Below are 23,787 nucleotides of genomic sequence, written 5' to 3' on the forward strand. Positions count from 1 at the left end.
AGTGAGGACGCCGCTCGCGACGCGGACACTCCTCGCCGCACGGCGAATGACCTAGAACGCGAGATCGCGCGCACCGTCGGTGTCACCCCCGGCGACCTTGCCCCGCTGGCCACCCGCTGCGAGTCCCACACAGGGCAGTGAGTTCGCCCCTGATAGCCGCCGGATTCCCCTCGTATCGCGTATCGAGCTGATCGCTTACCAACCTCCTTCGCACCTAGGTGACCAGAAAGCGAGGTGGACCATGAGCACTTCCTCAGCCGAGAACCCGGTCCTCGGTGTCGTCACCTTCACCGCCCGCGGCAACGCCGCCCTCGATCAGCTGGCCGACGCACTGGTGGCCGAGTCAGACGGCTCCCCCACGAGCATCGCCGACCTCCTCGAACAGGTCCTGGAAGCCGAGATCGAAGACCTGGCCGAATCCCTCAGCCAGAGCGCCCAGCCGGCGCCGCCCGCGAGCCTCGACGTCGACGAGCTCGGGCCGCGGCCGAGAGCCCCGACGGCGCTGCGCGTCGGCGGCTCTCGACGCGGTCGATGTGCGCAGGCGGCAACCTCGGCGTACCCCGGCACGGGAACCCCGCGTGACGGGCGAGGTTTAAAGAGTTTAAAGGCCGCTAAAGCTCGCGGCGATATTTAAAGGAGTTAAAGAGGTTGATACGGTGTCTAGCCTTCCGCGCCGGCAACGTCCTCGTAGGCGTTGAGCATGACCGTCTTGCCTGTGCCGCGCAGCCCAGTGACCAGCGTGGCGCGCTCAGGCGATCCGGGGCCTCCCCGAAGCCCCTCGCGGAAGTCGTCCAGGTCGGTATCGCGGCCGACCAGCAGCGGGGGACTGGTCCCGAACGTCGGGGTGAAGGGGTTCACGCCATGGCTGGTGATCTCTGAGACCGCGACGCCCAACCTCATCGACCGGATCATCCATGAGGACCTGCCGCGCCTGCTGAGTGAAGTCGATCCCCGCCAGACCGAGTCGCGCCTGACCGGCGTCTCGCTCCCGGGCGGATTCGGCGCCGACCGCGAGGTCTCCGAGCGCCACACTCCCCGCCCGGGCCTGCGGTCCCAGCTGAACTTGCTGACCGACCTCCTGGCCGAGCGAGGCGGCGGTGTCCTCATCACCGTCGACGAGGTCCACCGCAAGGGCCTGAACGATCTACGCGAGCTCGGAACCACGATTCAGCATGCCTTCCGCGAGCGCCGCAACGTCGCCTTCGTCGGCGCCGGGCTGCCCTCCGCTGTCGACGACCTGCTCTCCGATGAGGTTTCGACGTTCCTGCGCCGCGCCGACCGTCGCCACCTCCGCACGGTCCGGCCCGAGGAGGTCGCCGCGGCGATCGCCGTGCCCGTCCGTGAGGCGGGCCGAGACATCACTCCTGACGCCCTGCAGGTCGCCGTGGCCGGCACCGGCGGATACCCGTTCATGATCCAGCTCGTCGGACTGCACGCTTGGCGGGCCGACAGCACCGCCGCGACCATCGACGTCGACCAAGCTCGTCGCGGCGTCGACCAGGCGCGCCGCAAGGTCGGGCAGCTCGTCCATGCCAGCGCTCTGGCCGACCTCTCCGACGTGGACCGCTCCTTCCTGGCCGCCATGGCCCACGACGACGGTCCGAGCCGCATGGCCGACATCGCCGCCCGCCTCGGCGTCGACGCCACCTACGCTGGTCAGTACCGGCTGCGACTGATCGCCGCGGAGGTGATCGAGCCCCGGGGCCACGGGCTGGTCGACTTCACCCTCCCGGGCCTGCGGGACTATCTGCGCGAGCACGCCGCCAGCAGCCACTGGGGTCCTGAAATCGCGCTTCCACCGGCCGACACTCCCCGACACCGACAAGGAGTGGAGGCAACCCCCAGGGCCGCCCGACAACACCGGCGGCCGTGAACTGCCCCGGCAATTCCTGAGCGGCGCCCGCGATTCCGCTACGGCCCCAGCTGGCGCCGGGCTTGACGGCGCAGGACGGTCTCGAGCTCGTCGACGCCCTCCACCAGCGGCATCGGCGGTGCCACGTCGGCGAGGTCATCGAGGAGCTCGTCGACGTCGCCGGCCTCCAGCTGCGGTGCAACTGTAGGCGTTCCACTCCCCACCCCGGCGGCGAGCCGGCGGTAGGCCTCGACGTCGGCCGGAGCGTTGAACCAAGCGGCCGCCGCCATGGCCACGTCGCGCGATCAAGGCCGCCTTGTCGTCCATGGTCGATCAGTCCTCCGCCCGGGGACCTCGGAGGGAACCCCTGCGGTTATCCACAGCCCGCCGTCGGCGGCCGCGCGTACGCCGACGAGAACCGCGAGACTTAGGCCAGCGAGACCGCTCGGCAGGAAGGGCAACCTGGTGGACGACAACGACCAGCTCGAGGCGAGCGGGCACGCGACGGCGGCCCGCGCACACGTCTACCGCTTCAACCGCGCGACGATGTGGGCGCGCGACCAGATCCCGGCCGAGACCTCCGACGAGCTCGCGGAGTTCGCCGACCTCGCGGCCGCGCTGCCCCAAACGTTCTCGCAGCTCTCCAGCACGCTCGAACAGGCATTGGCCGGCCAGGTGCTCAGCATGGACTCGATGACCGACGAATCCGACCCAGCCATGGCGATCGGCGTCGCGCGTCTCCACCTGGAGGAGGCCCGCGGACTCGCGGTCGACCTCCACAAGCACCTGAACGCCGCCCGCAACGCCACCGCGCACATCATCAGCCAGGGCGTCGACGACGGACAGGAGTCGATGCCCTGGAACCAACCCTGACCTGGTGGTCCCCGGCCCTCGGTGAACCGCGGCGCCTGAGGCCCACAAGATTTCTTCGCGCTCGGTGATCGCCCGAGCGGGTCGCCCTTCCTTTGGTGACTGAGACATGACCCCGGTCAACCAAGGAGCTGCCCGTGAGCACGCCCACCGATTCTCCCTCCGCCGCGGCCGACCGTGACCCGGTTCAGGAGGCCCGCGACCACCTCGAGCAGGCCCTGGCGGCTCTCGACCGCCTCCGCGAGATCCTGCCCCCGTCGAGCAGTACGCCCCCGTCCGACACGGGAGGCGGTGAGCAGGCATGACCCCCGAGACCGCTCTGCAAGCCGCAGACGCAGTCTTCATGGCCGAGCAGGCCGCGGGACGCGCCCGCCGGGTCGTCGACGAGCTCCACACCACGATCAGCTCCGCGCTCCGGGTTCTCGATGACGCCGAGCTCGACTCTGCGAAGGCCCGCCTCAGCAGTGACCGCGGTGACTACTACCTCGAGGCCGCCGGCGAGCACTTGAGCCGCCTGCAGCGGCGCTGCAGCGACAACGCCGAGCTGGTCGGCGAACTCACCAGACACCTGGAGCGTGCATCGCAGGCGATCGCCGATGCCCACGGTCTCCTCCAAGACGCCGACACCTCCGATCCTGAGCTCGCCAGCGAGGTCGCGCAGCTGAAGCCACGCCTCGCCGTCGTGGGCGAGATGATCGACCTGGCCAAGCCGATGGCCCAGTTGACCGCTCAGCACGTCGGCAGCGCGCAGCTGGCGGCCCAGCACGTGACTCCGCCGTCGCTGCTGGAGCCGGTCACCCTTGAGCGGAGCATCGCGACCGCCGGAAAGGAGCTCGGCCGCGCCGACGAAGACGTGCGCCTGCTCGAGAACGTCGTCGACCACGCCGCGGCCAACGCCCGGCAGTCGGCCTGCATCGCCAGCGAGATCACCGACAACGCCCGCCGGCGTATAGCCGAGCAGGGCCGCGGCCAGGTTCCTCGCCAGGCGGCCACGGCCGGCGGGTCGCCGGCGCGGTAGGCGGGAGGACGGGCATGGACCTCGATCAGGGCGACCGCCAGCTGGCTGGCCTCGTCGTCGATGCCGCCGGCCGCGGGCAGCACGACCAGGTCGCCGACCTGATCGCGCCGCTGGACGCCGATCAGCTGCGGTCGCTGGTGACGGTCCTGGCCGTCCAGGTCGACCAGACCATGCCGTCGGCGCCGGCAACCGGCCCGGCTGCGGTGTGCGAGCTGGCCATCAACGCGGCTGCACCGATGTTCGGCACCACGCCGGAGGCGATCCTGAGCGCCGAGCGCAGCCGTCCGGTCAGCGACGCCCGCGCCGTGGCCATGACCGCCGCCCGCGAGGTCGGCCTGTCCCTGCCGGCGATCGCAGAGCACTTCAACAAGGACCACGGCTCGGTGATCCACGCCGTGCGCCGCACCGCCGAGCGCCCCCGGCTGGCCGACGCCGCGGCCCGGGTCAGTGAGCACGTGAACGACCGCTACACCGCCCGGCTCCCCCGCCCCGAGGCCACGGTGGTCAGCCTCCACCAGGATCGGCCGGCGTCGACCTTCGAGCCTGATGGCCCCGTCGAGCAGGCCGTCGTGGCGGCCGCGGAGGCCTTCGGCACCACGCCCGAGGTCCTCCTGGGTACCGACCGCAGCCGGGCGGCAGCGGACGCCCGGGCGGTAGCGATGACGGCGGCCCGCATCCACGGGCACAGCCTGCCGACGATCGCGCGTCACTTCGACCGCGACCACACCACCGTGCTCCACGCGACCGGGCGCATCGAGAAGACCCCACCGCTGCGCGACCTGGCCGCGAAGATCGCCGCCGAGCTCCCCGAGGAGCCGGCCAACACCGGCACGAGCGGGGCAGAGGTCGTCGAGCAGATCCCCGAGCCCGGCTACCGCTCCCCCGGCGCCCGGGCGCAGGAGCGCGCGGTTCCCATCGCCGGCGAGCGTTCCCAGCTGAGGATCGCCCGATGAAGGCCCTCATCGGCCTCGCAGCCGCGGCGATCGCCGTACTCACCGCCGGCGGCATCAAGGCAGCCCTCCCCGGCGCTTCCACGGGCCCCGACCCATCCGAGGGCAAGGCCACCCAGGTCCGCGTGACGGCCGTGGTCGACGGGGACACGCTGCGCGTCGAGGACTTCGGCGGCCGCGAGCTCGGCCGAGTCCGCCTGCTCGCATCGACGCCCCCGAAGTCGCCCAACCACCGGCACCGGCGGAGTGCTATGCCGATCAGGCAACCGACCTGCTCGAGGAGCTCGCGCCGGTCGGCAGCACCGTCCAGCTGGTCACCGACAGCGGCCAGCCCAACCGCGACCGATACGACCGGTTGCTGCGCTACGTCGACCACGCCGGCGTCGACGTAGCCCAGGAGCTCCTGGCCCGCGGCGCCGCACGCCGCTACGAGGCTGCCCAGGACCTCGCCCGCGAAGAGTCGTACTCCGCGGCCGACGACGATGCCCAGGACGCCGACAGCGGCCTGTGGGGCACCTGCTGAGGGACGGCCGCGCATGGACGAGCAGCTGACAACGGCCGCGAAGACGCTGGCCCGGTGGTGCTACAACTGCGGCGTCGACGAACGCGTCCTCGGCTGCATGGAGCAGCTGCTCAAAGCGGCGGTCGACCAGGCGCTCGGCCGACCGGCGCCGACGCAGCTCGAGCACGCGCTGTGGCAACAGACCGCCACGCTGCTGCGCCAGCGGCGCGACTGGGACCGCGACCACCAGGTGACTCCCCCGCCGCCCGCGGCGTGCCTGCCCTGCGCCGTGGCGGGCGACCAGTGCCCCACCCACACCGACCGGCGTTGTCGGGCCTGCGGAAGCCAGCTGCACCGCATCGTCGTCGACGAGGGCTTCGACACCCATCCGTGCTGCGACCACACGAGCGGGACCGGTTCCCACGCCGTCCTCGAGCACACGGCACAGATGCTGGGCGCCACGCTGCTGGCCCAGCCGGCCTGAGCACCGGCAGGGCCCCGCGACTTTCCAATCCAGTCGGGCCCCGGTGATCGCCCGGGCCCTCGGTCCGCACATAGGTGACCAGGAGGACCGGCGCAGCCGGTGCCGGTCCACGGGATCCATGGGAGTCCACATGAGTGACGCCGCTCGAGAGGAAGCCGCGCTCGAGGAAGAGGCACGAGAGCGCGCCGAGGAGATCAGGGCCAGCGAGGAAGCAGCCGCCCAGGCCGCGGCCGCCGACACCGGCCCCTCCCCCGACGCCGAGATCGCACAGGTCCATCGGTCCGGCCGCCAGCACGACCACACCGACACCGCCGCCTACCAGCCGCCCCAGCTCGGCCGCCGCCGCGGCCCGCGCCGATAGGAGGCCGCGATGGCTACCGCACTCGCGCCGACAACCAGATCCTCGACCGTCCGCTGGGTCGACTGCTCACACAAGCTGGGGTCGCTGCCCTGCATGAACCACAAGCCGCACGAGGGCGACGGCCGCGGCTGCGTGCACCACTCAACGTCCGGCTTCCAGGACGACGAGTAACCCGCCGCTGGCCGCCCCACCGCCAGAGAGCAGCCTCAGCCGTGCACCAGGCGAAGCCGCGGCCGCTGAGGCTGCTCGACGGCCGTCTCCAAGCGCTGCATCCGCTCAAGGGTCATCGGGTGCCCGTAGCGCCGCAGCAGACCTGCCAGCACGGGACCGAGGCCGAGCGAGAGCACGAACTGGTCCGCCTCGGCCTCCGTTTGGAGCTCGATCCGCCGGCCGGCCGCCGGTACCAGATAGGTCACCGCGATGACCGCGCCCCCGAGCAGACCGGCCCAGGCCCGGTCCTCGACGACCGACTGCACCACGCAGATCACCCCCACGACGCCGCGCAGCGTCCAGGCCAGCCGCATGAACGGAAGCCAGGCGAACGCCCGGCCGACGCCGCGGAACGTCGTCACCATCAGCCCCCACGGCGTCGTCGCCGCGAGCACGGCCAGCTCCAGACACGGCCGGATCGCCCGGCGCCGGCCGACCGCATGAGCCAGCGCGGCGGCCGCCTCCGTGCCGGTCACAGCGCCGCGGTACGTCGCCTCGACCAGCCCAGGGCTGACCACCACGGTGCGCCGGCCGATCGCCACCGCCACCGGGGTGCTCGATCGCTGGATCCGGCGCACGAACAGCGCGCCGACGTCGACACCGCGGCCGCACAGCTCGGCCAGCACCGGCGCCATCACCCGCAACTCGGCCTCCGTCGCCGGCCGCGACCTGGTCAACGCCGCGACCGCAGGCTCCTGCACCTGCCCCAGCGCCAGCGCGACCAGCACGCCGCCCGCAGCCATGAACGCCACCAGGCCCAGCGCCGGCGGGAGCAGGGCGCACACCACCACGGTGAGGACGAAGCTCACCAGCAGCGCCGGCGCCAGCGTCACGCCTCTCAGCACGGTCATCGGGAACCTCATCTCGACCCTCCTCCATCTTGCAGCACTAGTGCGGATCTCTTGACTTTGCTCGCGGTGATCGTCCGGCAACCGCCGAGCGACATAGGCGAACGAGACCAGTTTGTGCCCAAGTGCCGACWGCACCCCGAGTTATCCACAGCCCCGCCGCTCGGCGCAGCGGGCCGCGGCCGGGACGTGGGTTCATGGTGCAGACCGACCTCCGACTGAAAGGAACACCCGTGGACACCCTCAACGCTGATGCCACCTGGGACCGCCTCGGCTCGATCGCCCAGCTGCTGCACCAGGCCGCTGCCCAGGTGTGGAGCGACGCCGACGAGGCCGCCCCCGACTCCCCGCTCCACGACCTCGGGCTGGGTGTCTACCTGGCGCACTCCCAGGCCAGCGCCCTGCTGCCCGACGACTACGAGCTGCGCGACGTTGACCCACTCCCCGACCTCGAGGAGCGCACGCCCCTGCAGCTGCTCACCGACGCCGAGGAGCTGACCCGCCCGCTACCGCTGCATCAGCCGGACCTGGTCCACGGCTCGCAGCTGGTCGTCGACCTGTGCGACCTCATCCGGGAAGCCCGCGGCCTTGACTACTGACCTGCGCCTGGCGTACGCCGACATCGACGAGGAGCTCTTCGACGTCGACCAGATCCCGATGACCTCGCACGACGTACGCAGCGTCGGCGAGATGCTCTTCGACGTCGACTACCTGGCCCGCCAGCTGCTCATGGACGTCGCCGGCGATGACGCCGACACGCTCCTGCGGAGCTGGCCGACGATGGTCGCGGCCGCGGAGGACCTGTGGGCCTCGCTACCTGATCGCAGGCCTGGCATCGACGAGCGCGATCGGCCCATCACCAGCCTGTCGGCGCAAGCCTCGACCATCGAGTCCAGCCTGTCCGGCCGGAAGGCCTGGCCAGGTCCGGGCCCGACCAACCCCCGCGTCGACCAGATCACCCAGACCCTCCTCACCGCCGCGGCTCTCGTGCGCCGCTACGGCGCCGAGATCCCGCACGAGCAGACCGAGGCCCACCGCGACCTCGAGGCAGCCCGGACCAGGATCATGCACGGTCTCTACCTGACCGCCCACGCCGTCAACGTCGCCCTGCACGACAACGGCCGCGACCGCGTCAACGACGCCCGCGACTCGGGCCGCCGGGTCCAGCTGGCCCAGCACCACTCCCCCTACGCGATCGCACCCACCGGGGTCTGGGTCGATCGAATGTCGGTATGCGAGAACACCGCACGCAGCTACCTGACCGACCAGTTCGCCCAAGCCCTCGCCAGCGAGGCGATCAGGCCGGTCGACGACCCCGGCCGCCTGGCGCAGGCCCTGGCCAACTGGGACATCCAGTCACACCGCGCCCTGGCCCGCCACATCGAGCCGGCCAACATCCTGCTCATCACCCGCACCCAGGGACTCATCGCCGGCGCCAGCATGGTGCTCGTCGACGCGGCCGCCACCGCCGGCATCCTCGAGCCTGCGGACCGCCTGGTCCCCGCGATCGCCGAAGCAGGCCGCTCCTGGAGCAACCTGGCCAGCCGCTGGGGCGACCTCGCTCCCCCGGGCGCTCGCCTCGAAGAACCCTTGGCGCGCGCGGCCGCCGAGGTCCGCGCCGCGTACCGCCAGATGACCCACGACACCACCACCCTCGCGACACCGCAGGTCATCGCCACCCGGCCAGGACTCCCCCAGGCCACCATGGCCACGCTCCGTGCGATCGAGGCTGGCTCCGAGCTCGCGCACGTCGTCGCTGAGAAAGCAGACGCCCCCAACCTCACCGGCCCGGCCCGAGCCATGTCTCGCCGAGCCCACAACGACGCCGAGGCCGGGCTTGCCACTCCGCCGACCGAGGGCGACGTCGTATGGGTCTCCCCCGCCGACATCCTCGCCCGACGCGCCGTCACGGTGCCGCGGCCCGTACGGGAAGCCTTGCGTTCGGCGAGTACGGCAACCGCGTCCGCGGCATCCGCCGCGGCAGCCTCTGCGATCCTGGCGCACACAAACGGCGGCGGTAGCCCTCGCCCCGTTTGGCTCTCGGCAGCGGACAACGCGCAACCTGGCGACCACTTCACCCCGGCATCTTCGCCGGACCGCGGCATGCCATGCAGAAAGTCCGCTGCCGGCATTGATCGCTCACCACCTGTCGGGCCACTTAGGTGACCATCAGACACCAGGTGGGCTGCGACCACCGAGATCCACCACAGCCAGGTCGGAGGAGACGCGAGATGGAACAGGCGAGGGAGATCCTCAACGTCGGCGGTTACCGAACGCTGGCTGCCCAGGAACGCGAACGCATCCCTGAGGATGCAGTCACAGACATAAGCGAACACGCCAAGGCACCTTCCGTCGAGCCACGCCCGGCAGAACGTGGCCGGCTCGCACTCATCCCAGCCACAATGAACATTGCCCAAGCGGCTGCCTACATCGGGATCGCGAAGTCGACGCTCTATACCTGGCGCACGCGACGCCCGGGGTTCGGTCCGCGCGCAGTGAAGGCGGGCGGCGCGCTGCGGTACCGCCGCTCGGATCTTGATGCATGGATCGAGGCCCACGCCGAGGCACTGGATCTCGAAGCGGAGGTGGACATCGACCACGACGGTCGGGGCTCGAGGGGCGACCAGTCATCAACTTCCGGCACGCTAGGTTCCATGTCACGACGGTCCCGTCCACGGCATCGCTAGCGCTCAGAGGTCAAGAAGGAACGCCCATGGCTCGCCCTCCGCTCCCCATCGGGACATTCGGGAGCATCACGACGAAGGAGGTGCGTCCCGGCGTTTACCGCGCGCGAACGCGCTTCCGAGACTTCGACGGCGTCACGCGCGAAATCAAGGGGACCGGTCGAAGCGCCGCCGCCGCAGTGCGAGAACTCAAAGCCAAGATCGCCGACCGAAGCGCCCCATCCGGTGACCTCATCGGCTCCGACATGCGAATCAGCCAGGTGGCCGACATCTGGCTCTCGCTGTATCGCGCTGAACAGCGCTCGGAAGCAACTACCGCGAACGAGTACCAACGCATCATCGAGAACGTCATCAATCCAGCCATCGGCAACATTCGCCTGCGCGAGGCAACTGCTGGGCGCCTGGAGCGGCTAATCAGGTCGCAGGGCTCGCACAGCCGCCGCAAGAAGACGAAGACGGTCCTCAAGATGATGTTCGACGCCGCAGTTATCGACGATGCGGTGCCAGCCAACCCGGTCTCGTCCACATCGCGGCTTCGAGGCCAGAAGAAGGACGTCCAAGCGCTCTCGGTGGAGGATCTCAATGCCGTCCGCTCTGCTGTAGACGCCTGGATGACCAAGAAGCGACCTGGTCCAAAGCCGAACCAGGACATGCCCGACATCGTTGACCTGCTTCTCGCTACCGGCTGCCGGATCGGAGAAGTGCTCGCGATCCGGTGGACAGACATCGACCTGAGTGGTGCCCCGCCGACGGTGTCAATCAGCGGGACGATCAAGACGGAGACGGGAAAGGGCACCTACCGAAAGCCCAAGCCGAAGTCGGACGCTTCCAAACGCACCATCGCGCTGCCGCCGTTTGCTGTCGATGTTCTGATGAGGCGGCGTATCGAGCAGCGGCCAAATCACTACAACGCGGTCTTCGCCACCCGTAACGGCACCTGGCACCAGGTGGGCAACATCGAGCGGCGGTGGCGCACGATCCGAGCAGACACAGGCTTCGACTGGGTGACCCCACACACCTTCCGCAAGACCGTCGCGACCTTGATCGACCGCCTGGTCGACTCGAACACCGCAGCCCGCATTCTCGGCCACTCCTCAGACGCGATCACCAAAGAGTTCTACATCGAGAAGGACAGGACCACACCTGACGTGACGCACATCCTTCAGTCCTTCGCAGCCAAGGCCACGACGATCGCCCCGGACGACTGACGTCGTCCGGGACCCTTCGAGCCCAGCCCTGCACCTCCTTGGCCCCATGCCCCGGCCCCGACTGGTACCGAACTGGGTCACCACCGCGGAGGGTTTCTGGGACATAAACGCGACATAAGGCGATGTGACTCAAGAAACCAAGTGGCCCCTGATCTGCGTTTCCGCAGGTCAGGGGCCACTTTCTTGTAGCGGGGGCAGGATTTGAACCTGCGACCTCTGGGTTATGAGCCCAGCGAGCTACCGAGCTGCTCCACCCCGCGTCGGTGATGACAACGTTACAACAGGGGTGAAAAGGCACCAAATCGGGGCGGGCATCCCCCGCCTCGTCACGCTCTCGGCACCGGGGCGGTCCAGCCGCGGCTGAGGGCGAGGAGGCGCCAGGTGATGGCCACGCCCGCGGCAGGTACGACGATGCCGGGTCCGTGGGCGCCCAGCTCGAAGCCGGTGGAGGCGACCGCGGCGCCGGCGAGGGCGGGGATGGCGTAGAGCTCGCCGGCACGGAACACTACGGGGATGCGGCCGACGAAGAGGTCGCGGATGACTCCCCCACCGACGCCGGTGACCATGCCGAGGGCGGCGGCCGGGATGGGGCCGAGGCCGTACTCGTGGGCCTTGAGGGCACCGGCGACGCAGAAGAGGCCGAGGCCGAAGGCGTCGAAGACGTTGACGACCCGCTCGAAGCGGCCGACGGCAGGGTGCAGCCAGAAGGTCAGCAGGCCCGCGGCGACGGGAACGACGAAGTAGGGCCAGTTCTCCACCGCAGCCGGCGGGACGGCGCCGATGACGACGTCACGGATGACACCGCCGCCGAGGCCGGTGGACATGGCGAGCACGACGACGCCGACGATGTCGAGCTGGTTCCGCACGGCGACCAGGCCGCCGGAGATGGCGAAGACGAAGATCCCGAGGAGGTCGAGGGTCAGCAGCATCGACGTACCCCTGCCACCCAGCCCCGACCGGTCAGACCCGAGGAGACGGAGGTCAGCGGGCAGCGCGGCGCGTGGCCACGGCCTGCCGTGCGACACGACCCGCACCGCGCACGCCGGCGGCGAGGAAGGTCGGCCAGTCGAAGTAGTCGCGCCACAGGACGATCTTCCCGCCCTCGACCTCGAAGGTGCCACACACCCAGAACTCCATCGCGAACGAGCCGCGGCGCAGCACGTCGACGCGCTCGGTCAGCACGACGGGGCCGTTGGCGGCGATGTTGCGCATCTGCACCTCGAAGCCGGTGCCGAGCTTGGTCATCGCCTTGAGCTGGCGGCGTACGGCCTTGCGACCGCGCGCCGCCGGGAGCGGGACGTTCTGGTAGACGACGTCGTCGGCGCAGAGCGCGACCGCGCCCTCGACGTCCATCTCCTGGAGCCGGCCGAGGAAGCGCTGGACGACCTCGATCTCGCTCGTCACTGCTCGCTGTCCTCCCCCGCGTCGGCGTCGCCGTTGCCGCCGTTGTCACCCTTGCCGTTGTCACCCTTGCCGGCCTTGTCCGCGGCAGCCATGTCGCGCTGGTCGGCGAGCTTCACGGCGCGGTCGATGGCTTTCTGCGCCTTGTCGATCTCCTGCGCCCACTTCACGGTGTTGCCGTTGCGCTGGGCCTGCTGCGCGGCCTTGAACGCGTCGTCGGCCTCGCGCAGCGCCGAGGCGATCCGCTCGTCGATGGTGCCGCCCGACCCCTGGCCGTCGCCACCGTCGCCGCCGTCGCCGGAGTCCCCGCCGGACCCACTGGAGCCGCTGCCGGAGGTGTCCACGTCGAGGGCGTCTCCGAGCGCCGCGGGCAGCGTCTCGCCGATGCCGACGCGCTCGCCGTACTTCACGATCACGTACTGCAGGATCGGGAAGCTGCCGGCACCGGTGGTGCGTACGACGTAGATCGGCTCGATGTAGACCAGGCCGCCGGCGACCGGCAGCGTCAGCAGGTTGCCGTAGCGCGGCGGGGTGTCCTGCTGGACGTTGAGGTCACGCAGGGTGTCGGTGACCTTCTGGTCCTGCTTCATCTCGTTGACGACCTGGCCGGGGCCCTGGGCGCTCTGGTCGGTCATCTCGAGCAGCCGCAGCTTGCCGAAGTCGTCCTTGGTGGCGTCCGAGTTCGCCTGCAGGTATGCCGCCAGCGAGCCCTTGCGGTACGGCACGAACACCGACGTCAGCGACCAGTCGCTGTCGACCCGGTCTCCCTCGCCCGTCGCGAAGAGCCGGTACGGCGGCTGGAACACCTGCCGAGTGGAGTTCGGGTCCTCGGGAACCTCCCACCGGTTGTTGCCGGAGTAGAAGCTGCCCGCGTCGGTCACGTGGTAGCGCGCCAGCTGGAAGCGCTGCACCTTGAAGAGGTCCTCGGGGTAGCGCAGGTGCTCGAGCAGGGCCTCGTCGATCTCGCTCTTCGGCTTCACCGAGCCCGGGAAGACCTCCATCCACGTCTTGAGGATCGGGTCCTTCTCGTCCCACTGGTAGAGCGTGACCGTGCCGTCGTAGGCGTCGACCGTCGCCTTGACCGCCGAGCGCATGTAGTTGATCTCGTCGGTCGGGATGGTCTGGATGCCGAGGGTCTCCTGCTGCAGCGAGTCGTCGGTCATCGACTCGAACGAGTCACGCTGGGAGTTCGGGTACTTGTCGGTCGTCGTGTAGCCGTCGATGATCCACACGATCTTGCCGTCGACCACGGCCGGGTAGGGGTCGCTGTCGACCGTCAGCCACGGTGCGACCTTCTCGACGCGCTCGACCGGCTCACGGTTGTAGAGCACTTTCGAGTTGCCGTGGACGCGGCCGGAGAGCAGGAAGTTCGGCTCGCCGAACTTGATCGCGTACATCAGCTGGTTGAAGGTGCTGCCGATCGGCACGCCGCCCTTGCCGTCGTACGTCGTGCGCTGGACCTCGCCCGAGCCGACGTTGGCCAGGCCGAGCTCGACGTCGTTGGCGTCGTCGGACGACTTCCCGACGATGGAGTACGACGGCGACAGCTCGCCGAAGTAGATGCGGGTCTCGAACTCCGACGTCTCGCTCAGGTCGGTCTTGCCGCTCGAGCCGCTGCCGATGCCCTCGGCCCACGAGATGCGGCCGTTCTGCTCGTCGTTGGGCGCGATCTGGTTGGCGTAGGCCGCGATCAGGCCCTCGCCGTGGGTGTAGACGGTGTGGAGGTTCGACCAGTTCTGGTCGCCGGTCGGGATGCCGGACTGGTCGAGCTCGCGGGCGCCGAGCACCAGCGGCACTTCCTGGCCGTCGATGGTGTAGCGGTCGACGTCGAGCACCTGCGGGACGCTGTAGTAGGAGCGGACCTGCTGGCGCTGCTGGAAGGTGTCGCGCACCTGCAGCGGGTCGACGACGGGGGCGTTGGCGAGCTGGCCGAGCACTGCGCGCGCCTGGGCGGCGTTGGCCTCGGGGTTGGCGCTGCCCTCGTACTGAGCGGTCTCGACGGTGCTGAGGCCGTAGGCCTCGCGCGTGGCGTCGATGTTCTTCTGCAGGTAGGGGTTCTCCTTGTCCGCCTCGGACGGGTCGACCTGCACGTTCTGCACGATGGCCGGCCAGATCATGCCGAGCAGCACGGCCGACAGCGCGAGCAGCGCGAGGCCGACCGACGGCAGCTGCCAGGTGCGGCGCCACACGTTGAGGAAGAACAGCACGGCGCAGATCAAGGCCACCCCGACGAGGATGTTGCGCGCCGGGAGCACGGCGTTCTCCGCCGTGTAGTTCATGCCGGTGAAGAGCCGGTGGTCGTCGGTGACCAGGTCGTAGCGGTCGAGGAAGTAGTCGACCGCCTTGGCGAGCACGAACACGCCGAGCAGCACGGACAGCTGCACCTGCGCGGCCGGCGAGAGCCGGTCGTGGCTCTCCTGGAGCCGGATGCCGCCGTAGAGGTAGTGCACGACCGCGGTGCCGATGAGCGCGACGACGGTCGCTGCCATCACGAAGTCGACGACGAAGTTCCACCACGGCAGGCGGAAGACGTAGAAGGAGATGTCCTTGTCGAAGTAGGCGTCCTTCGACCCGAAGCTCTGGGAGTTCAGCCAGAGCTGGAAGGTGCGCCACTGCCCCACCGCCGAGGTGCCGGCGAAGATCCCGACGACCACGGCAACGCCGCCGAGCAGCCAGCCGCGGATCGGGGTGACCGCGTCGCGGTAGCGCTCGACGCTCGCGTCGCTCGGCGACATGCGGAACAGCGGGCGGAAGCGGAACGCGAGGTGCATGTTGACCCCGACGATCGCGGCCATCAGCGCGCCGAAGCCGAGGAACAGGCCGACCCGGGTCCACAGCATGGTGCTGAACACCTGGCTGTAGCCGACCTCCTTGTACCAGAGGCGGTCGGTGTAGATCGACGCGAACGCGGTCAGCAGGAAGAAGCCGACCACCAGCACGACACCGGTGATCACCAGCGCCCGGGCACGCCGGCCCGGCCGCTCCGGCGCGGGGCGCGCGGGCTCCTCGTCGAAAAGGTCACTCATCGTTGCCACCCATCGGCTCGTCCTCAGCGTCTTCCAGCGTGCCACGGAGCAGCTCGAGCAGGCCCGGCACGAGGTCCGGTCCGCCCATCACTGCCATGTCGTCGTCCTCGCTGCGCAGCCGCAGCGCGCAGTACGCCGCACCGTGCCGGGTCACCCCGGCGACGATGCGCACCTCCTCGGCGTCGGGGTGCTCCCGCGCGAACTCCAGCGCGGCGGCCGGGTCCTCGGGCACCTGCCCGTCGGCGGCCGGCGGCAGCACCAGGCGCTCGACCACGGCGGCGCAGCCGGTGACCACGGCGGGCCACACGATGCCGGGGAGCACCTCCTCCAGCTGCTGGCCGGCGGGGAGCGCCTCCTGCTCCACCGGGGTCAGCGACCCGCGCTCGATCGGCTGGTCCAGCCCGAGCTGGGCGGCCAGGCCCGGCTCCTGCTCGACCAGCTGCGCGGTGTCGACCAGCGCGTAGAGCCGCGCGGGCTGGTCCCAGCCGGCCTTGGCGTGGTGCTTCTCCAGCTCCAGCACGGCAGCGGCGAGGGCCGGGTCGACGTCCAGCTCGTAGTCCATGGTGCTCGTTTCGCGGTGCGGGGGGCGGGCGGTTCAGCAGTCAGGCGGTCAGCAGGCGGGCAGTTCGGCGTCGCGGTCCTCGACCCACTTCTCCAGCGCGACGCGGGCCGCGTGCATCGTGGTCGCCTTGACCAGGCGCAGGTCGGGGTCGAGGTCACCGACGTCGGAGCAGTTCGCGGCCGGCACGAAGAACAGCTCCGCACCCGCCTCCTCGGCGCCGGCGATCTTCTGCTGGATGCCGCCGATCGGGCCGACGGTGCCGTCGGGCAGGAGCTCACCGGTGCCCGCGACGTTGGCGCCGCCGGTCAGCGAGCCGGGGGTCAGCGTGTCGTAGATGGCGAGGGAGAACATCAGGCCCGCGCTCGGGCCGCCCACGCTCGGGTCGACGCGCAACTGGATGTCGAACGGGAACTCGTAGCCGAGGCCGAGGCTGACGCCGACGCGCGGCGTGCCGTCCTCGATGACCGGCTTGACCCGGACGTACATCTCCTTCTGCCCGCGCAGGATCTTGAACTCCACGTTGGAGCGGTCCTTGTGCTTGCGCACCGCCTTGACGACCTGGTCGGCGTCGACGACCGGCTCGCCGTCGACCTCCTTGAAGACGTCGCGCGCGAGGAGCTTGTCGTGGGCCGGGCCCTTCTCGTCGACGTACGCGACCTGCACGGCGCTGGGCGCCTCGATGCCGAGCTCCTTGAGCGCCACGGCCTTGGCGACGTCCTGCGAGGTCGTCATCTGGATGGCGCCCTCGGTCTTCTCGTCCTCCGCGGAGCGGTCGGCCGGGTGGACGACGTCGTAGGGCACCACCGCGCGGTCGGGGTCGAGCCAGCGGGTCAGCGCGTCGCCGAGGGACAGCTTCTGCCCGTACGACGACGCGATGACGGTCGTGAACCGGATCTGCCCGTCGTCGTAGTAGGCCTCGTGACCGTCGACCTGGATGACCTCGGCGTTGTCGCCGTCCTTGCCGAGGATGTCGAAGGTCGGGCCGGGGCTGTACGACGCGTACGGGAGCGGCACCGCGAGGGCGATGCCGCCGAGGATCAGCACCAGTGGTCCCGCGATGCACGCGGCGATCAGGCGCTGGCTCATGGCGCCTACCTTCTCAGACGGGGCCAACGCGTCGGTGGGGGTGTCGGAAATCGCCCGGGGTCGGCTTCGGGACGCGGCTGGCAGTCAGGAGGCGCGGCGGTCGGGCGAGGCCTGCCCGCCGGGCTGCTCCTGCGGCTGGTCCGCGACGGGTCCACCTGCCTGCGCGTCGTCCTTCGCCACCGGAGGCAGCACGACCGGGCGCAGCTTCGACGGCCGCAGCGCGACGCCGCTGGAGCGGTCCTCGGGACGGGGCGGGGCGGCGTAGCCGGGGCGGCGACGCTGCTCGCGGGAGAGCGCCTCGCCGAGCCGGCGCGCGGCGGTCTCGCGGTCGACCTCGCCACGACCCTCGCGACCCCACCAGGCGACCCACACCATCGCGACGGTCGTCGCGAGGGCGGCGGGTGCGAGCCACAGCAGGATCTCCACCTGACGAGGGTAGGTCGCCCGCGACGGCGGACCGGTCAGGACACGCGGGCGCCGGGCAGACCCGGCCGGGTCAGGGCGATTCCGTCAGGGCGATTCCGTCAGGGCGAGCCGACCCACTCGTCCGAGCCGTCGGTGAACCGCTGGTGCTTCCAGATCGGCACCTCGGCCTTGAGGGTGTCGATGAGCGCGCGGCTCGCCTCGAAGGAGGAGCCGCGGTGCCCGGCGGTGGTCGCGACGACGACGGCGAGGTCGCCGATCCCGAGGTCGCCGACCCGGTGCACGGCGGCGACGCCGGAGACGTCGTACTCCTCGGCGATGCGGTCGCAGACGTCGCGCAGCCGGTCGAGTGCGCTCGGGTGCGCGGAGTAGGACAGCCCGGTCACGCCCTGCCCGCCGTCGTGGTCACGGACCCGGCCGACGAAGAGGACGAGCCCGCCCGACGCGGGGTCGTCGAGGCTGTCGAGGACGTCGGTGACCGACAGCGGCTCGTCGGAGATCGCCACCAGGCGCACGGCGGGGTGAGGCATGGGCCCCACTCTAGGCCCGGACTCGGGGTCCACTCAGGGCTCTCCCCCACACCGCCGGTTGGCTCCGCGGCGTAAATTCGGGGCCATGAGCAACGATCCGGGCAACCCGGGCGACGACCAGCCGAACCCCTTCAAGGGCACCCCCTTCGAGCACCTCTTCGGTGCGCTCGGCGGTGGGTTCCCCGGCGGCGCGAACCCGTTCGGCCCCGGCGGGGGGATGGCGTTCTTCCAGCAGCTCCAGTCGCTGATGCAGCCGCACGACGGCCCGCTGAACTGGAACGCCGCCGGCGACGTCGCCCGCCAGCAGGTCGCGCAGGAGGCGGACCCCTCCCCCAGCCAGCGCGACCGCGACCGCGTGGCCGACGCCGTGCGCCTCGCCGACCACTGGCTCGACGACACCACGGAGTTCCCCTCCGGGGTGAGTACGACGGCGGCCTGGTCACGCGCCGAGTGGCTGGTCGAGACCCAGCCGGTGTGGAAGGTGCTGGTCGAGCCGGTCGCCGCCCGCTCGGTGACCAGCCTGTCCAGCGGCCTGCCCGAGGAGATGAAGGCCGCAGCGGGCCCGCTCGTCGGCCTCATCGGCCAGGCCGTCGGCGGCATGCTCGCGATGCAGGTCGGCCAGGGCCTCGGCGCCCTGGCGGGCGAGGTGCTGACCGCGTCCGACGTGGGCCTGCCGCTCGGCGCCCCGGGCAAGGCGGCGCTGGTGATGAGCAACGTGCGGGCCTTCGCCGAGGGCCTCGACGTCTCCGAGGACGACGTCGTCCTCTACCTCGCGCTGCGCGAGGCCGCCCACCAGCGGCTGTTCGCCCACGTGCCGTGGCTGCGCGAGCACCTCATCGGCGCGGTCACCGACTACGCCCGCGGCCTCGAGATCAACGCCCAGCAGATCCAGGAGCGCGTCCAGGAGCAGCTGCGCGGCATCGACCCGACCAACCTCGAGTCGATGCAGGGCCTGCTCGAGGGCGGACTCTTCGACCCGCCGCAGACCGAGGCGCAGACCGCCGCCCTGTCCCGGCTCGAGATCGCGCTCGCGCTCGTCGAGGGCTGGGTCGACGAGGTCGTCGGCCAGGCCACCCACGAGCGGATGCCGGCCGCGGCGAAGCTCCGCGAGGCGGTACGACGCCGCCGGGCTGCCGGCGGACCGGCCGAGCAGACCTTCGCCGCACTCGTCGGGCTGGAGCTGCGCCCGCGCCGGCTGCGCGACGCCTCGACCCTGTGGGGCGGCCTGCGCGCGCGGTCCGGCCCGGAGGCCCGCGACGGCGTGTGGATGCACCCCGACCTGCTGCCGACCGCCAGCGACCTCGACGACCCGCTGTCGTTCCGCGCCGAGGCGACCGCGCCGGAGGAGCTGTCGGAGGACGAGTTCGAGGCCGAGCTGCGCAAGCTGCTCGAGGGCACGAACCAGTCCGACCGGCCCAGCGAGGGCGAGTCGGGTGACGCCGGCGACACCGGCGAGGGCGACCGGCCCGAGTGAGCGACCTGCACGCGGACGCCCTGCGCGTCCTGAGGTCCTGGCGCGCCCCGGACCCGGTCGAGGAGGAGCTGCGCCGCCGCTACGTCACGCACCTGGAGTCGCGTGCGGACGGGATGTGGCGCTCGTCGTACCCGGACCACGTCACGGCCGGCACCCTCGTGATCGACGCCGCGGGTGAGCACGTGCTGCTCAACCTGCACCGCAAGGCCCAGCGCTGGTTCCACTTCGGCGGGCACTGCGAGGAGGGCGACGCCACGCTCGCGGCGGTCGCGCTACGCGAGGCCGAGGAGGAGAGCGGGCTGACCAGCCTGGCCTTCCGCCCCGAGCCGGTCCAGCTCGACCTGCACACGGTGCCCTTCTGCGGCGACCGCGGCGACGTCAACCACCTCGACGTGCGCTACGTCGCCGCGGTGCCGGCCGGCGCGGCCGCGGTGGTCAGCGACGAGTCGCTCGCCGTGCGCTGGTGGCCGGTCGACGACCTGCCGGACCTGGAGCCCGAGATGCACACCCTGGTCCAGCGCGCCCGCGAGGTTCTCGCCTAAGCCTGACGTCCGGGCTTGCCGCCCGGCGAAGGCTGGTCCTACGCGGCCCAACCGCGAGCGCGGCAGCGTGGCGCCCGCGCCGRAGGCGCGTCGTGCGACGCCCGCGGGCCGAGCGCCAGCGAGGTCCGTGCGGCGAGCACGACAGGCGACACGCTCGCGCCGACAAGTCAGTCGACGGTGTCGCCGGCGGGGTAGACCTCCTCGCTCGGCGGCCGCGGCAGCCGCGAGGCGTCCGACCAGCCGGCGAGGTAGCCCTTGGCCTTCTCCGCGGCCGGGTAGTGCGCCACCCACGCCCAGAACTTCTCGTCGTGCTGCGGCTCGATGAGGTGGGCGAGCTCGTGGACGAGCACGTAGTCGACGACCCAGTCGGGCATCCGCTGGAGCCGCTCGGAGAGCCGGATGGTGCGGTCCTTGGGCGTGCAGGAGCCCCAGCGGGCCCGCTGGTTGCCCACCCAGCGCACGGACTCCGGGACGGCCAGTCCGCCGAGGTAGGCGTCGCTGAGCTCGAGGGCGCGCGCCATCAGGTCGTCGTCGTCCCACCTGCGGGGGCCCTCGGCGCGCATCTCCTTGCGCTCGACGCGGGCGACCATCCGGCTGACCCAGGCCCGCTCCTCGGCGCCGGAGAGGTTGTCGGGGACGAGCACGACGATCTTCCGGCCGTCGCGGTAGGCGGACACGGTCCGGCGCCGCCTGCCCGAGCGGCGGATCTCGACCCGCGGCTTGCTCCGCGCACCCATGGAGCGACCCTACGACCCCGCGGCCCGGAAAAGCGGGACCCCGGCCCGCCCCGGTGGTTGAGGTGCGAGGAGCGCCAGCGACGAGCCCGCCCCGGTGGTTGAGGTGCGAGGAGCGCCAGCGACGAGCCCGCCCCGGTGGTTGAGGTGCGAGGAGCGCCAGCGACGAGCCTCGAAACCTCCGGGGCCACAGACCCAATCAGGGCCGGGCCCACTCCAGCAGCCGCTCGACCGGCCACGTGTTGACGATCCGGTCGGCGTCGATCCCGGCCGCCTCGGCCCGCTCGCAGCCCAGCAGCGGGTAGTCCAGCTGCCCCGGCGCGTGCGCGTCGCTGTCGATCGAGAACAGGCAGCCGATGTCGCGGGCCAGCTCCAGGAGCTTCGTCGGTGGGTCCCGGCGCTCCGGGCGGGAGTTGATCTCGACGGCGACCCCCTCTTCCGCGCACGCCTCGAAGACGGCGCGGGCGTCGAAGCGCGACTGGCCGSGGGTGCCGCGGTTGCCGGTGACGAGCCGGCCGGTGCAGTGGCCGAGCACGTTGGTGAACGGGTTGCGCACGGCGGCGACCATCCGCTTGGTCATCTGCTCCGGCTCCATCTGCAGCTTGGAGTGCACGCTCGCGACCCGCACGTCGAGCCGGCCGAGCATCTCCTCGGTCTGGTCGAGCGCGCCGTCGTCGAGGATGTCGACCTCGATCCCCTTGAGCAGCCGGAAGCCGTCGCCGAGGTGGTCGTTGACCGCGTCGACGACCGCGAGCTGGCGGGTCAGCCGCTCCGCCGACAGCCCGCGGGCGACCTTGAGCCGCGGCGAGTGGTCGGTGAGCACGAGGTAGTCGTGGCCGAGCTCCATCGCGGTCATCGCCATCTCCTCGATCGGCGAGCCGCCGTCGGACCAGTCCGAGTGCGAGTGCAGGTCGCCGCGCAGGAGGGCGCGCAGCGCGGTGCCGGCGCCGTCGGCGGTCAGCGGGGCGCCGTACTCCTCCTCGACCTCGGCGAGCTTGTCCGGCACCCGGCCGGCCACCGCCTGGCTGATCACCCGGGCCGTGCTGGCGCCGACGCCGGCGAGCTCGGTGAGCCTCCCCGCCTCGGCGCGCTCGACGACCTCGTCGTGCGGCAGCGGGAGGATCGCGTTGGCCGCGCCGCGGTACGCCTTGACCTTGTAGCTGTCCGCCCGGCCGCGCTCGAGCAGGAACGCGATCCGCCGCAGCGCCGCGACCGGCGAGCCGTCGTACACCTGATCGGCCATGTGACCGCCGTCACGCTCCCTTCGGGACAGAAGTATTTGTTGTCCACAGCCAGTGGAAGAACCTGTGGGCAGTGTTCCTGCAGGTCATCAGACAGTACGACGCCCGGAAACCCCGCTCCTGCACGGGCCCCTCCACACCGAACTCACCGATCCCCCACCCCTGTCCACCGACACCACGCCTTCTCCACAGACGTTTCCACAGCGTTGTCCACAGGGGTGCACCCCGCCGGATTGACCGATGTCGCCGCGGGTCCCTAGCGTCGTCCACGACGAGGCCCCCGGGCCCCAGCTCCTCGCTCGCAAGGGGAAGGCAAGCGAGGATGCCTGTGGACCGGGGGCCCCGGCATTTTTCGGGCTCCTGTGACTCTTCCGTGGGTCGCTGATCGCGCCTGAACGGCCACACGCCGTTCCCGCTCTAGGTTTCTGGCTTGTCTAGGACCGAAACTGCTGAGCGGAGAACGGCGTGCGAAACGCCAGCCTATGGCGCGCCCTGTTGGGCGTCGAGAACACCGTCATCGAAGAGATCGAGTTCGACGAGGAGACCGAGGTCGTCGTCGCTCACGTGCGACCTCGTCGCGGCGGCCGTGGCCGCTGCGGCACCTGTGGAACAAGAGCATCCTGGTACGACCACGGCGAAGGGCGGCGTCGCTGGCGAAGCCTGGACGTGGGCGTGATGCAGGTGTTCCTCGAAGCCGACGCGCCCCGCGTGAACTGCCCGGTCCACGGACCCACCGTCCGCCAGGTCCCGTGGGCACGACACGCCGCCGGCCACACACTGGCCTTCGACCAGCAGGTCGCGTGGCTGGCCACCCAGTGCTCGAAGTCGGCAATCACCGAGTTGATGCGGATTGCATGGCGCACCGTTGGTGCGATCATCACCCGCGTCTGGTCCGACACCGCCGCCCAACACGACCTGTTGGCAGGACTGCGCCGGATCGGGATCGACGAGATCTCCTACAAGCGCAACCACAAGTACCTGACCGTCGTCGTCGACCACGACACAGGACGGCTGGTCTGGGTCGGAGTCGGGCGGGAGAAGGCAACCGTGCGCGCGTTCTTCGATGTCCTCGGCCCCGAGCGCTGCGCTCAGATCACCCACGTGTCCGCAGACGGCGCGGCCTGGATCGGGGAGGTCGTCACCGAACGATGTCCAAACGCGGTCCGCTGCGCCGACCCGTTCCACGTCGTGAAATGGGCAACCACCGCGCTCGACGAAGTCCGCCGCCAAGCCTGGAACGCTGCACGCAGCAGGACCGGACAGACTCCCTCAACACTGCAGGCCAGACGAGCGGCCGGCAAGGAGAACTACTCCACCGGGCCCGCGAAAGCGTTGAAGAACTCCCGGTTCGCGTTGTGGAAGAACCCCGAGAACCTCACCACCCGACAAGCCGCGAAGCTGACCTGGATCGCGAAGGCCGAACCCACCCTGCACCGCGCTTACCTGCTCAAGGAAGCACTGCGCCTGGTGTTCCAGCTGCCCCACCACGAGGCAGTCGAGGCGCTCGAGCACTGGATCAGCTGGGCCCGCCGCAGCCGGATCGAACGCTTCGTGAAGCTGCAGCGCACCATCGTGACCTACAAGGCCGAGATCCTCGCCGCGATCGAGCACGGCCTGTCCAACGGCCTCATCGAATCGGTCAACACCAAGATCCGCCTCATCACACGCGTCGCCTTCGGATTCCGCTCACCCGACGCGCTCATCGCCCTCGCCATGCTCAACCTCGGCGGCCACCGACCCGTACTCCCCGGCCGATGACCCACGGATCAGTCACAAGAGCC

At 70.8% G+C, this 23,787-nt stretch carries 28 protein-coding genes and 1 tRNA gene; 16 read left to right on the forward strand and 13 right to left on the reverse strand.

What is annotated here, in order from left to right; genetic code table 11:
* Positions 1-241: 241 nt before the first annotated feature.
* Positions 242-634, forward strand: coding sequence for a hypothetical protein (locus tag L615_RS07475; protein WP_145724668.1), 393 nt, complete (start codon positions 242-244; stop codon positions 632-634).
* Between the two features lie 26 nt (positions 635-660).
* On the opposite strand, the gene L615_RS07480 is transcribed toward L615_RS07475, so the two are convergent.
* Positions 661-858, reverse strand: a complete 198-nt coding sequence (locus L615_RS07480; protein ID WP_145724669.1) for an ATP-binding protein — start codon at positions 856-858, stop codon at positions 661-663.
* On the opposite strand from L615_RS07480, the gene L615_RS07485 reads away from it, so the two are divergent.
* Complete coding sequence (locus L615_RS07485; protein ID WP_145724670.1) at positions 845-1,873, forward strand: ATP-binding protein; 1,029 nt, start codon at positions 845-847, stop codon at positions 1,871-1,873. The two genes, L615_RS07480 and L615_RS07485, sit on opposite strands and share 14 nt — an antisense overlap.
* 38 nt (positions 1,874-1,911) lie before the next feature.
* Here the strand turns inward: L615_RS07485 and L615_RS07490 are convergent, their stop codons facing one another.
* Complete coding sequence (locus L615_RS07490; protein ID WP_145724671.1) at positions 1,912-2,142, reverse strand: hypothetical protein; 231 nt, start codon at positions 2,140-2,142, stop codon at positions 1,912-1,914.
* Between the two features lie 175 nt (positions 2,143-2,317).
* Here L615_RS07490 and L615_RS07495 point away from each other — a divergent pair, with 175 nt between their 5' ends.
* From L615_RS07495 to L615_RS07520, 7 genes are all read left to right on the forward strand, one after another.
* Positions 2,318-2,725, forward strand: a complete 408-nt coding sequence (locus L615_RS07495; RefSeq protein WP_145724672.1) for a hypothetical protein — start codon at positions 2,318-2,320, stop codon at positions 2,723-2,725.
* A 134-nt stretch (positions 2,726-2,859) separates the two neighbouring features.
* The gene (locus L615_RS23180) at positions 2,860-3,027 is read left to right on the forward strand and encodes a hypothetical protein (protein ID WP_186449774.1); all 168 of its coding nucleotides are present in this window, start codon (positions 2,860-2,862) and stop codon (positions 3,025-3,027) included.
* 38 nt (positions 3,028-3,065) lie between these two features.
* A complete protein-coding gene (locus tag L615_RS07500; RefSeq protein WP_145724673.1) occupies positions 3,066-3,740 on the forward strand; it encodes a hypothetical protein in 675 nt (224 codons plus the stop codon).
* 14 nt (positions 3,741-3,754) lie between these two features.
* Positions 3,755-4,693 carry a helix-turn-helix domain-containing protein gene (locus L615_RS07505; RefSeq protein ID WP_145724674.1) on the forward strand — a complete coding sequence of 313 codons (939 nt, stop codon included), beginning with the start codon at positions 3,755-3,757 and terminating at the stop codon, positions 4,691-4,693.
* A 202-nt stretch (positions 4,694-4,895) separates the two neighbouring features.
* Positions 4,896-5,213 carry a thermonuclease family protein gene (locus L615_RS07510; RefSeq protein WP_261376594.1) on the forward strand — a complete coding sequence of 106 codons (318 nt, stop codon included), beginning with the start codon at positions 4,896-4,898 and terminating at the stop codon, positions 5,211-5,213.
* A 13-nt stretch (positions 5,214-5,226) separates the two neighbouring features.
* On the forward strand, positions 5,227-5,676 hold the full coding sequence (locus L615_RS07515) for a hypothetical protein (protein ID WP_145724676.1): 450 nt from the start codon (positions 5,227-5,229) through the stop codon (positions 5,674-5,676).
* A 130-nt stretch (positions 5,677-5,806) separates the two neighbouring features.
* On the forward strand, positions 5,807-6,037 hold the full coding sequence (locus L615_RS07520; protein ID WP_145724677.1) for a hypothetical protein: 231 nt from the start codon (positions 5,807-5,809) through the stop codon (positions 6,035-6,037).
* A 206-nt stretch (positions 6,038-6,243) separates the two neighbouring features.
* Here the strand turns inward: L615_RS07520 and L615_RS07525 are convergent, their stop codons facing one another.
* On the reverse strand, positions 6,244-7,080 hold the full coding sequence (locus tag L615_RS07525; protein ID WP_145724678.1) for a hypothetical protein: 837 nt from the start codon (positions 7,078-7,080) through the stop codon (positions 6,244-6,246).
* A gap of 248 nt (positions 7,081-7,328) precedes the next feature.
* Between L615_RS07525 and L615_RS07530 the strand changes: the two genes are divergently transcribed.
* From L615_RS07530 to L615_RS07545, 4 genes are all read left to right on the forward strand, one after another.
* A complete protein-coding gene (locus L615_RS07530; RefSeq protein ID WP_145724679.1) occupies positions 7,329-7,694 on the forward strand; it encodes a hypothetical protein in 366 nt (121 codons plus the stop codon).
* A complete protein-coding gene (locus L615_RS07535; RefSeq protein ID WP_145724680.1) occupies positions 7,684-9,261 on the forward strand; it encodes a hypothetical protein in 1,578 nt (525 codons plus the stop codon). Before L615_RS07530 ends, L615_RS07535 begins: the two co-directional genes overlap by 11 nt.
* A 65-nt stretch (positions 9,262-9,326) precedes the next feature.
* Positions 9,327-9,782, forward strand: a complete 456-nt coding sequence (locus tag L615_RS23755; protein ID WP_222430482.1) for an AlpA family transcriptional regulator — start codon at positions 9,327-9,329, stop codon at positions 9,780-9,782.
* Between the two features lie 26 nt (positions 9,783-9,808).
* Entirely contained in the window at positions 9,809-10,987 is a 1,179-nt protein-coding gene (locus L615_RS07545) for a site-specific integrase (RefSeq protein WP_186449775.1), read from the forward strand.
* 186 nt (positions 10,988-11,173) lie between these two features.
* Here the strand turns inward: L615_RS07545 and L615_RS07550 are convergent.
* From L615_RS07550 to L615_RS07585, 8 genes are all read right to left on the reverse strand, one after another.
* Positions 11,174-11,247, reverse strand: a tRNA-Met gene (locus L615_RS07550).
* Positions 11,248-11,313: 66 nt separating this feature from the next.
* Positions 11,314-11,916, reverse strand: a complete 603-nt coding sequence (locus L615_RS07555; RefSeq protein ID WP_028657181.1) for a trimeric intracellular cation channel family protein — start codon at positions 11,914-11,916, stop codon at positions 11,314-11,316.
* Between the two features lie 52 nt (positions 11,917-11,968).
* The gene (locus L615_RS07560; protein ID WP_261376593.1) at positions 11,969-12,391 is read right to left on the reverse strand and encodes a limonene-1,2-epoxide hydrolase family protein; all 423 of its coding nucleotides are present in this window, start codon (positions 12,389-12,391) and stop codon (positions 11,969-11,971) included.
* On the reverse strand, positions 12,388-15,414 hold the full coding sequence (locus tag L615_RS07565) for a UPF0182 family protein (protein ID WP_145724682.1): 3,027 nt from the start codon (positions 15,412-15,414) through the stop codon (positions 12,388-12,390). The genes L615_RS07560 and L615_RS07565 overlap by 4 nt, the downstream gene beginning before the upstream one ends.
* On the reverse strand, positions 15,407-15,976 hold the full coding sequence (locus L615_RS07570) for a PPA1309 family protein (RefSeq protein WP_145724683.1): 570 nt from the start codon (positions 15,974-15,976) through the stop codon (positions 15,407-15,409). Before L615_RS07570 ends, L615_RS07565 begins: the two co-directional genes overlap by 8 nt.
* Positions 15,977-16,024: 48 nt before the next feature.
* Positions 16,025-17,062 carry a PDZ domain-containing protein gene (locus L615_RS07575; protein ID WP_028657182.1) on the reverse strand — a complete coding sequence of 346 codons (1,038 nt, stop codon included), beginning with the start codon at positions 17,060-17,062 and terminating at the stop codon, positions 16,025-16,027.
* Between the two features lie 84 nt (positions 17,063-17,146).
* Positions 17,147-17,488, reverse strand: a complete 342-nt coding sequence (locus L615_RS07580) for a hypothetical protein (protein WP_084255605.1) — start codon at positions 17,486-17,488, stop codon at positions 17,147-17,149.
* A gap of 98 nt (positions 17,489-17,586) precedes the next feature.
* A complete protein-coding gene (locus L615_RS07585; RefSeq protein ID WP_051486268.1) occupies positions 17,587-18,015 on the reverse strand; it encodes a molybdenum cofactor biosynthesis protein MoaE in 429 nt (142 codons plus the stop codon).
* A gap of 85 nt (positions 18,016-18,100) precedes the next feature.
* Between L615_RS07585 and L615_RS07590 the strand changes: the two genes are divergently transcribed.
* The gene (locus L615_RS07590) at positions 18,101-19,489 is read left to right on the forward strand and encodes a zinc-dependent metalloprotease (RefSeq protein ID WP_145724684.1); all 1,389 of its coding nucleotides are present in this window, start codon (positions 18,101-18,103) and stop codon (positions 19,487-19,489) included.
* Complete coding sequence (locus tag L615_RS07595; protein ID WP_145724685.1) at positions 19,486-20,031, forward strand: NUDIX hydrolase; 546 nt, start codon at positions 19,486-19,488, stop codon at positions 20,029-20,031. The genes L615_RS07590 and L615_RS07595 overlap by 4 nt, the downstream gene beginning before the upstream one ends.
* A gap of 167 nt (positions 20,032-20,198) precedes the next feature.
* Here the strand turns inward: L615_RS07595 and L615_RS07600 are convergent, their stop codons facing one another.
* On the reverse strand, positions 20,199-20,768 hold the full coding sequence (locus tag L615_RS07600) for a M48 family metallopeptidase (protein ID WP_145724686.1): 570 nt from the start codon (positions 20,766-20,768) through the stop codon (positions 20,199-20,201).
* Positions 20,769-20,964: 196 nt separating this feature from the next.
* Positions 20,965-22,008 carry a PHP domain-containing protein gene (locus tag L615_RS07605; RefSeq protein ID WP_145724687.1) on the reverse strand — a complete coding sequence of 348 codons (1,044 nt, stop codon included), beginning with the start codon at positions 22,006-22,008 and terminating at the stop codon, positions 20,965-20,967.
* A gap of 463 nt (positions 22,009-22,471) precedes the next feature.
* Here L615_RS07605 and L615_RS07610 point away from each other — a divergent pair, with 463 nt between their 5' ends.
* Positions 22,472-23,764: an ISL3 family transposase gene (locus L615_RS07610; protein ID WP_145723860.1), complete on the forward strand. Its 1,293-nt coding sequence runs from the start codon at positions 22,472-22,474 to the stop codon at positions 23,762-23,764.
* Positions 23,765-23,787: the final 23 nt, after the last annotated feature.

The organism is Nocardioides sp. J9, assembly GCF_007829375.1.
In the GTDB taxonomy this organism is placed as follows: domain Bacteria; phylum Actinomycetota; class Actinomycetes; order Propionibacteriales; family Nocardioidaceae; genus Nocardioides.

Bases quoted from the DNA above. Each gene is read 5' to 3' on its own strand.
- L615_RS07475 (WP_145724668.1), top strand. From the start codon at position 242: ATGAGCACTTCCTCAGCCGAGAACCCGGTCCTCGGTGTCGTCACCTTC.
- L615_RS07490 (WP_145724671.1), bottom strand. From the start codon at position 2,142: ATGGCGGCGGCCGCTTGGTTCAACGCTCCGGCCGACGTCGAGGCCTAC.
- L615_RS07500 (WP_145724673.1), top strand. From the start codon at position 3,066: ATGGCCGAGCAGGCCGCGGGACGCGCCCGCCGGGTCGTCGACGAGCTC.
- L615_RS07505 (WP_145724674.1), top strand. From the start codon at position 3,755: ATGGACCTCGATCAGGGCGACCGCCAGCTGGCTGGCCTCGTCGTCGAT.
- L615_RS07515 (WP_145724676.1), top strand. From the start codon at position 5,227: ATGGACGAGCAGCTGACAACGGCCGCGAAGACGCTGGCCCGGTGGTGC.
- L615_RS07520 (WP_145724677.1), top strand. From the start codon at position 5,807: ATGAGTGACGCCGCTCGAGAGGAAGCCGCGCTCGAGGAAGAGGCACGA.
- L615_RS23755 (WP_222430482.1), top strand. From the start codon at position 9,327: ATGGAACAGGCGAGGGAGATCCTCAACGTCGGCGGTTACCGAACGCTG.
- L615_RS07545 (WP_186449775.1), top strand. From the start codon at position 9,809: ATGGCTCGCCCTCCGCTCCCCATCGGGACATTCGGGAGCATCACGACG.
- L615_RS07555 (WP_028657181.1), bottom strand. From the start codon at position 11,916: ATGCTGCTGACCCTCGACCTCCTCGGGATCTTCGTCTTCGCCATCTCC.
- L615_RS07565 (WP_145724682.1), bottom strand. From the start codon at position 15,414: ATGAGTGACCTTTTCGACGAGGAGCCCGCGCGCCCCGCGCCGGAGCGG.
- L615_RS07570 (WP_145724683.1), bottom strand. From the start codon at position 15,976: ATGGACTACGAGCTGGACGTCGACCCGGCCCTCGCCGCTGCCGTGCTG.
- L615_RS07575 (WP_028657182.1), bottom strand. From the start codon at position 17,062: ATGAGCCAGCGCCTGATCGCCGCGTGCATCGCGGGACCACTGGTGCTG.
- L615_RS07585 (WP_051486268.1), bottom strand. From the start codon at position 18,015: ATGCCTCACCCCGCCGTGCGCCTGGTGGCGATCTCCGACGAGCCGCTG.
- L615_RS07590 (WP_145724684.1), top strand. From the start codon at position 18,101: ATGAGCAACGATCCGGGCAACCCGGGCGACGACCAGCCGAACCCCTTC.
- L615_RS07600 (WP_145724686.1), bottom strand. From the start codon at position 20,768: ATGGGTGCGCGGAGCAAGCCGCGGGTCGAGATCCGCCGCTCGGGCAGG.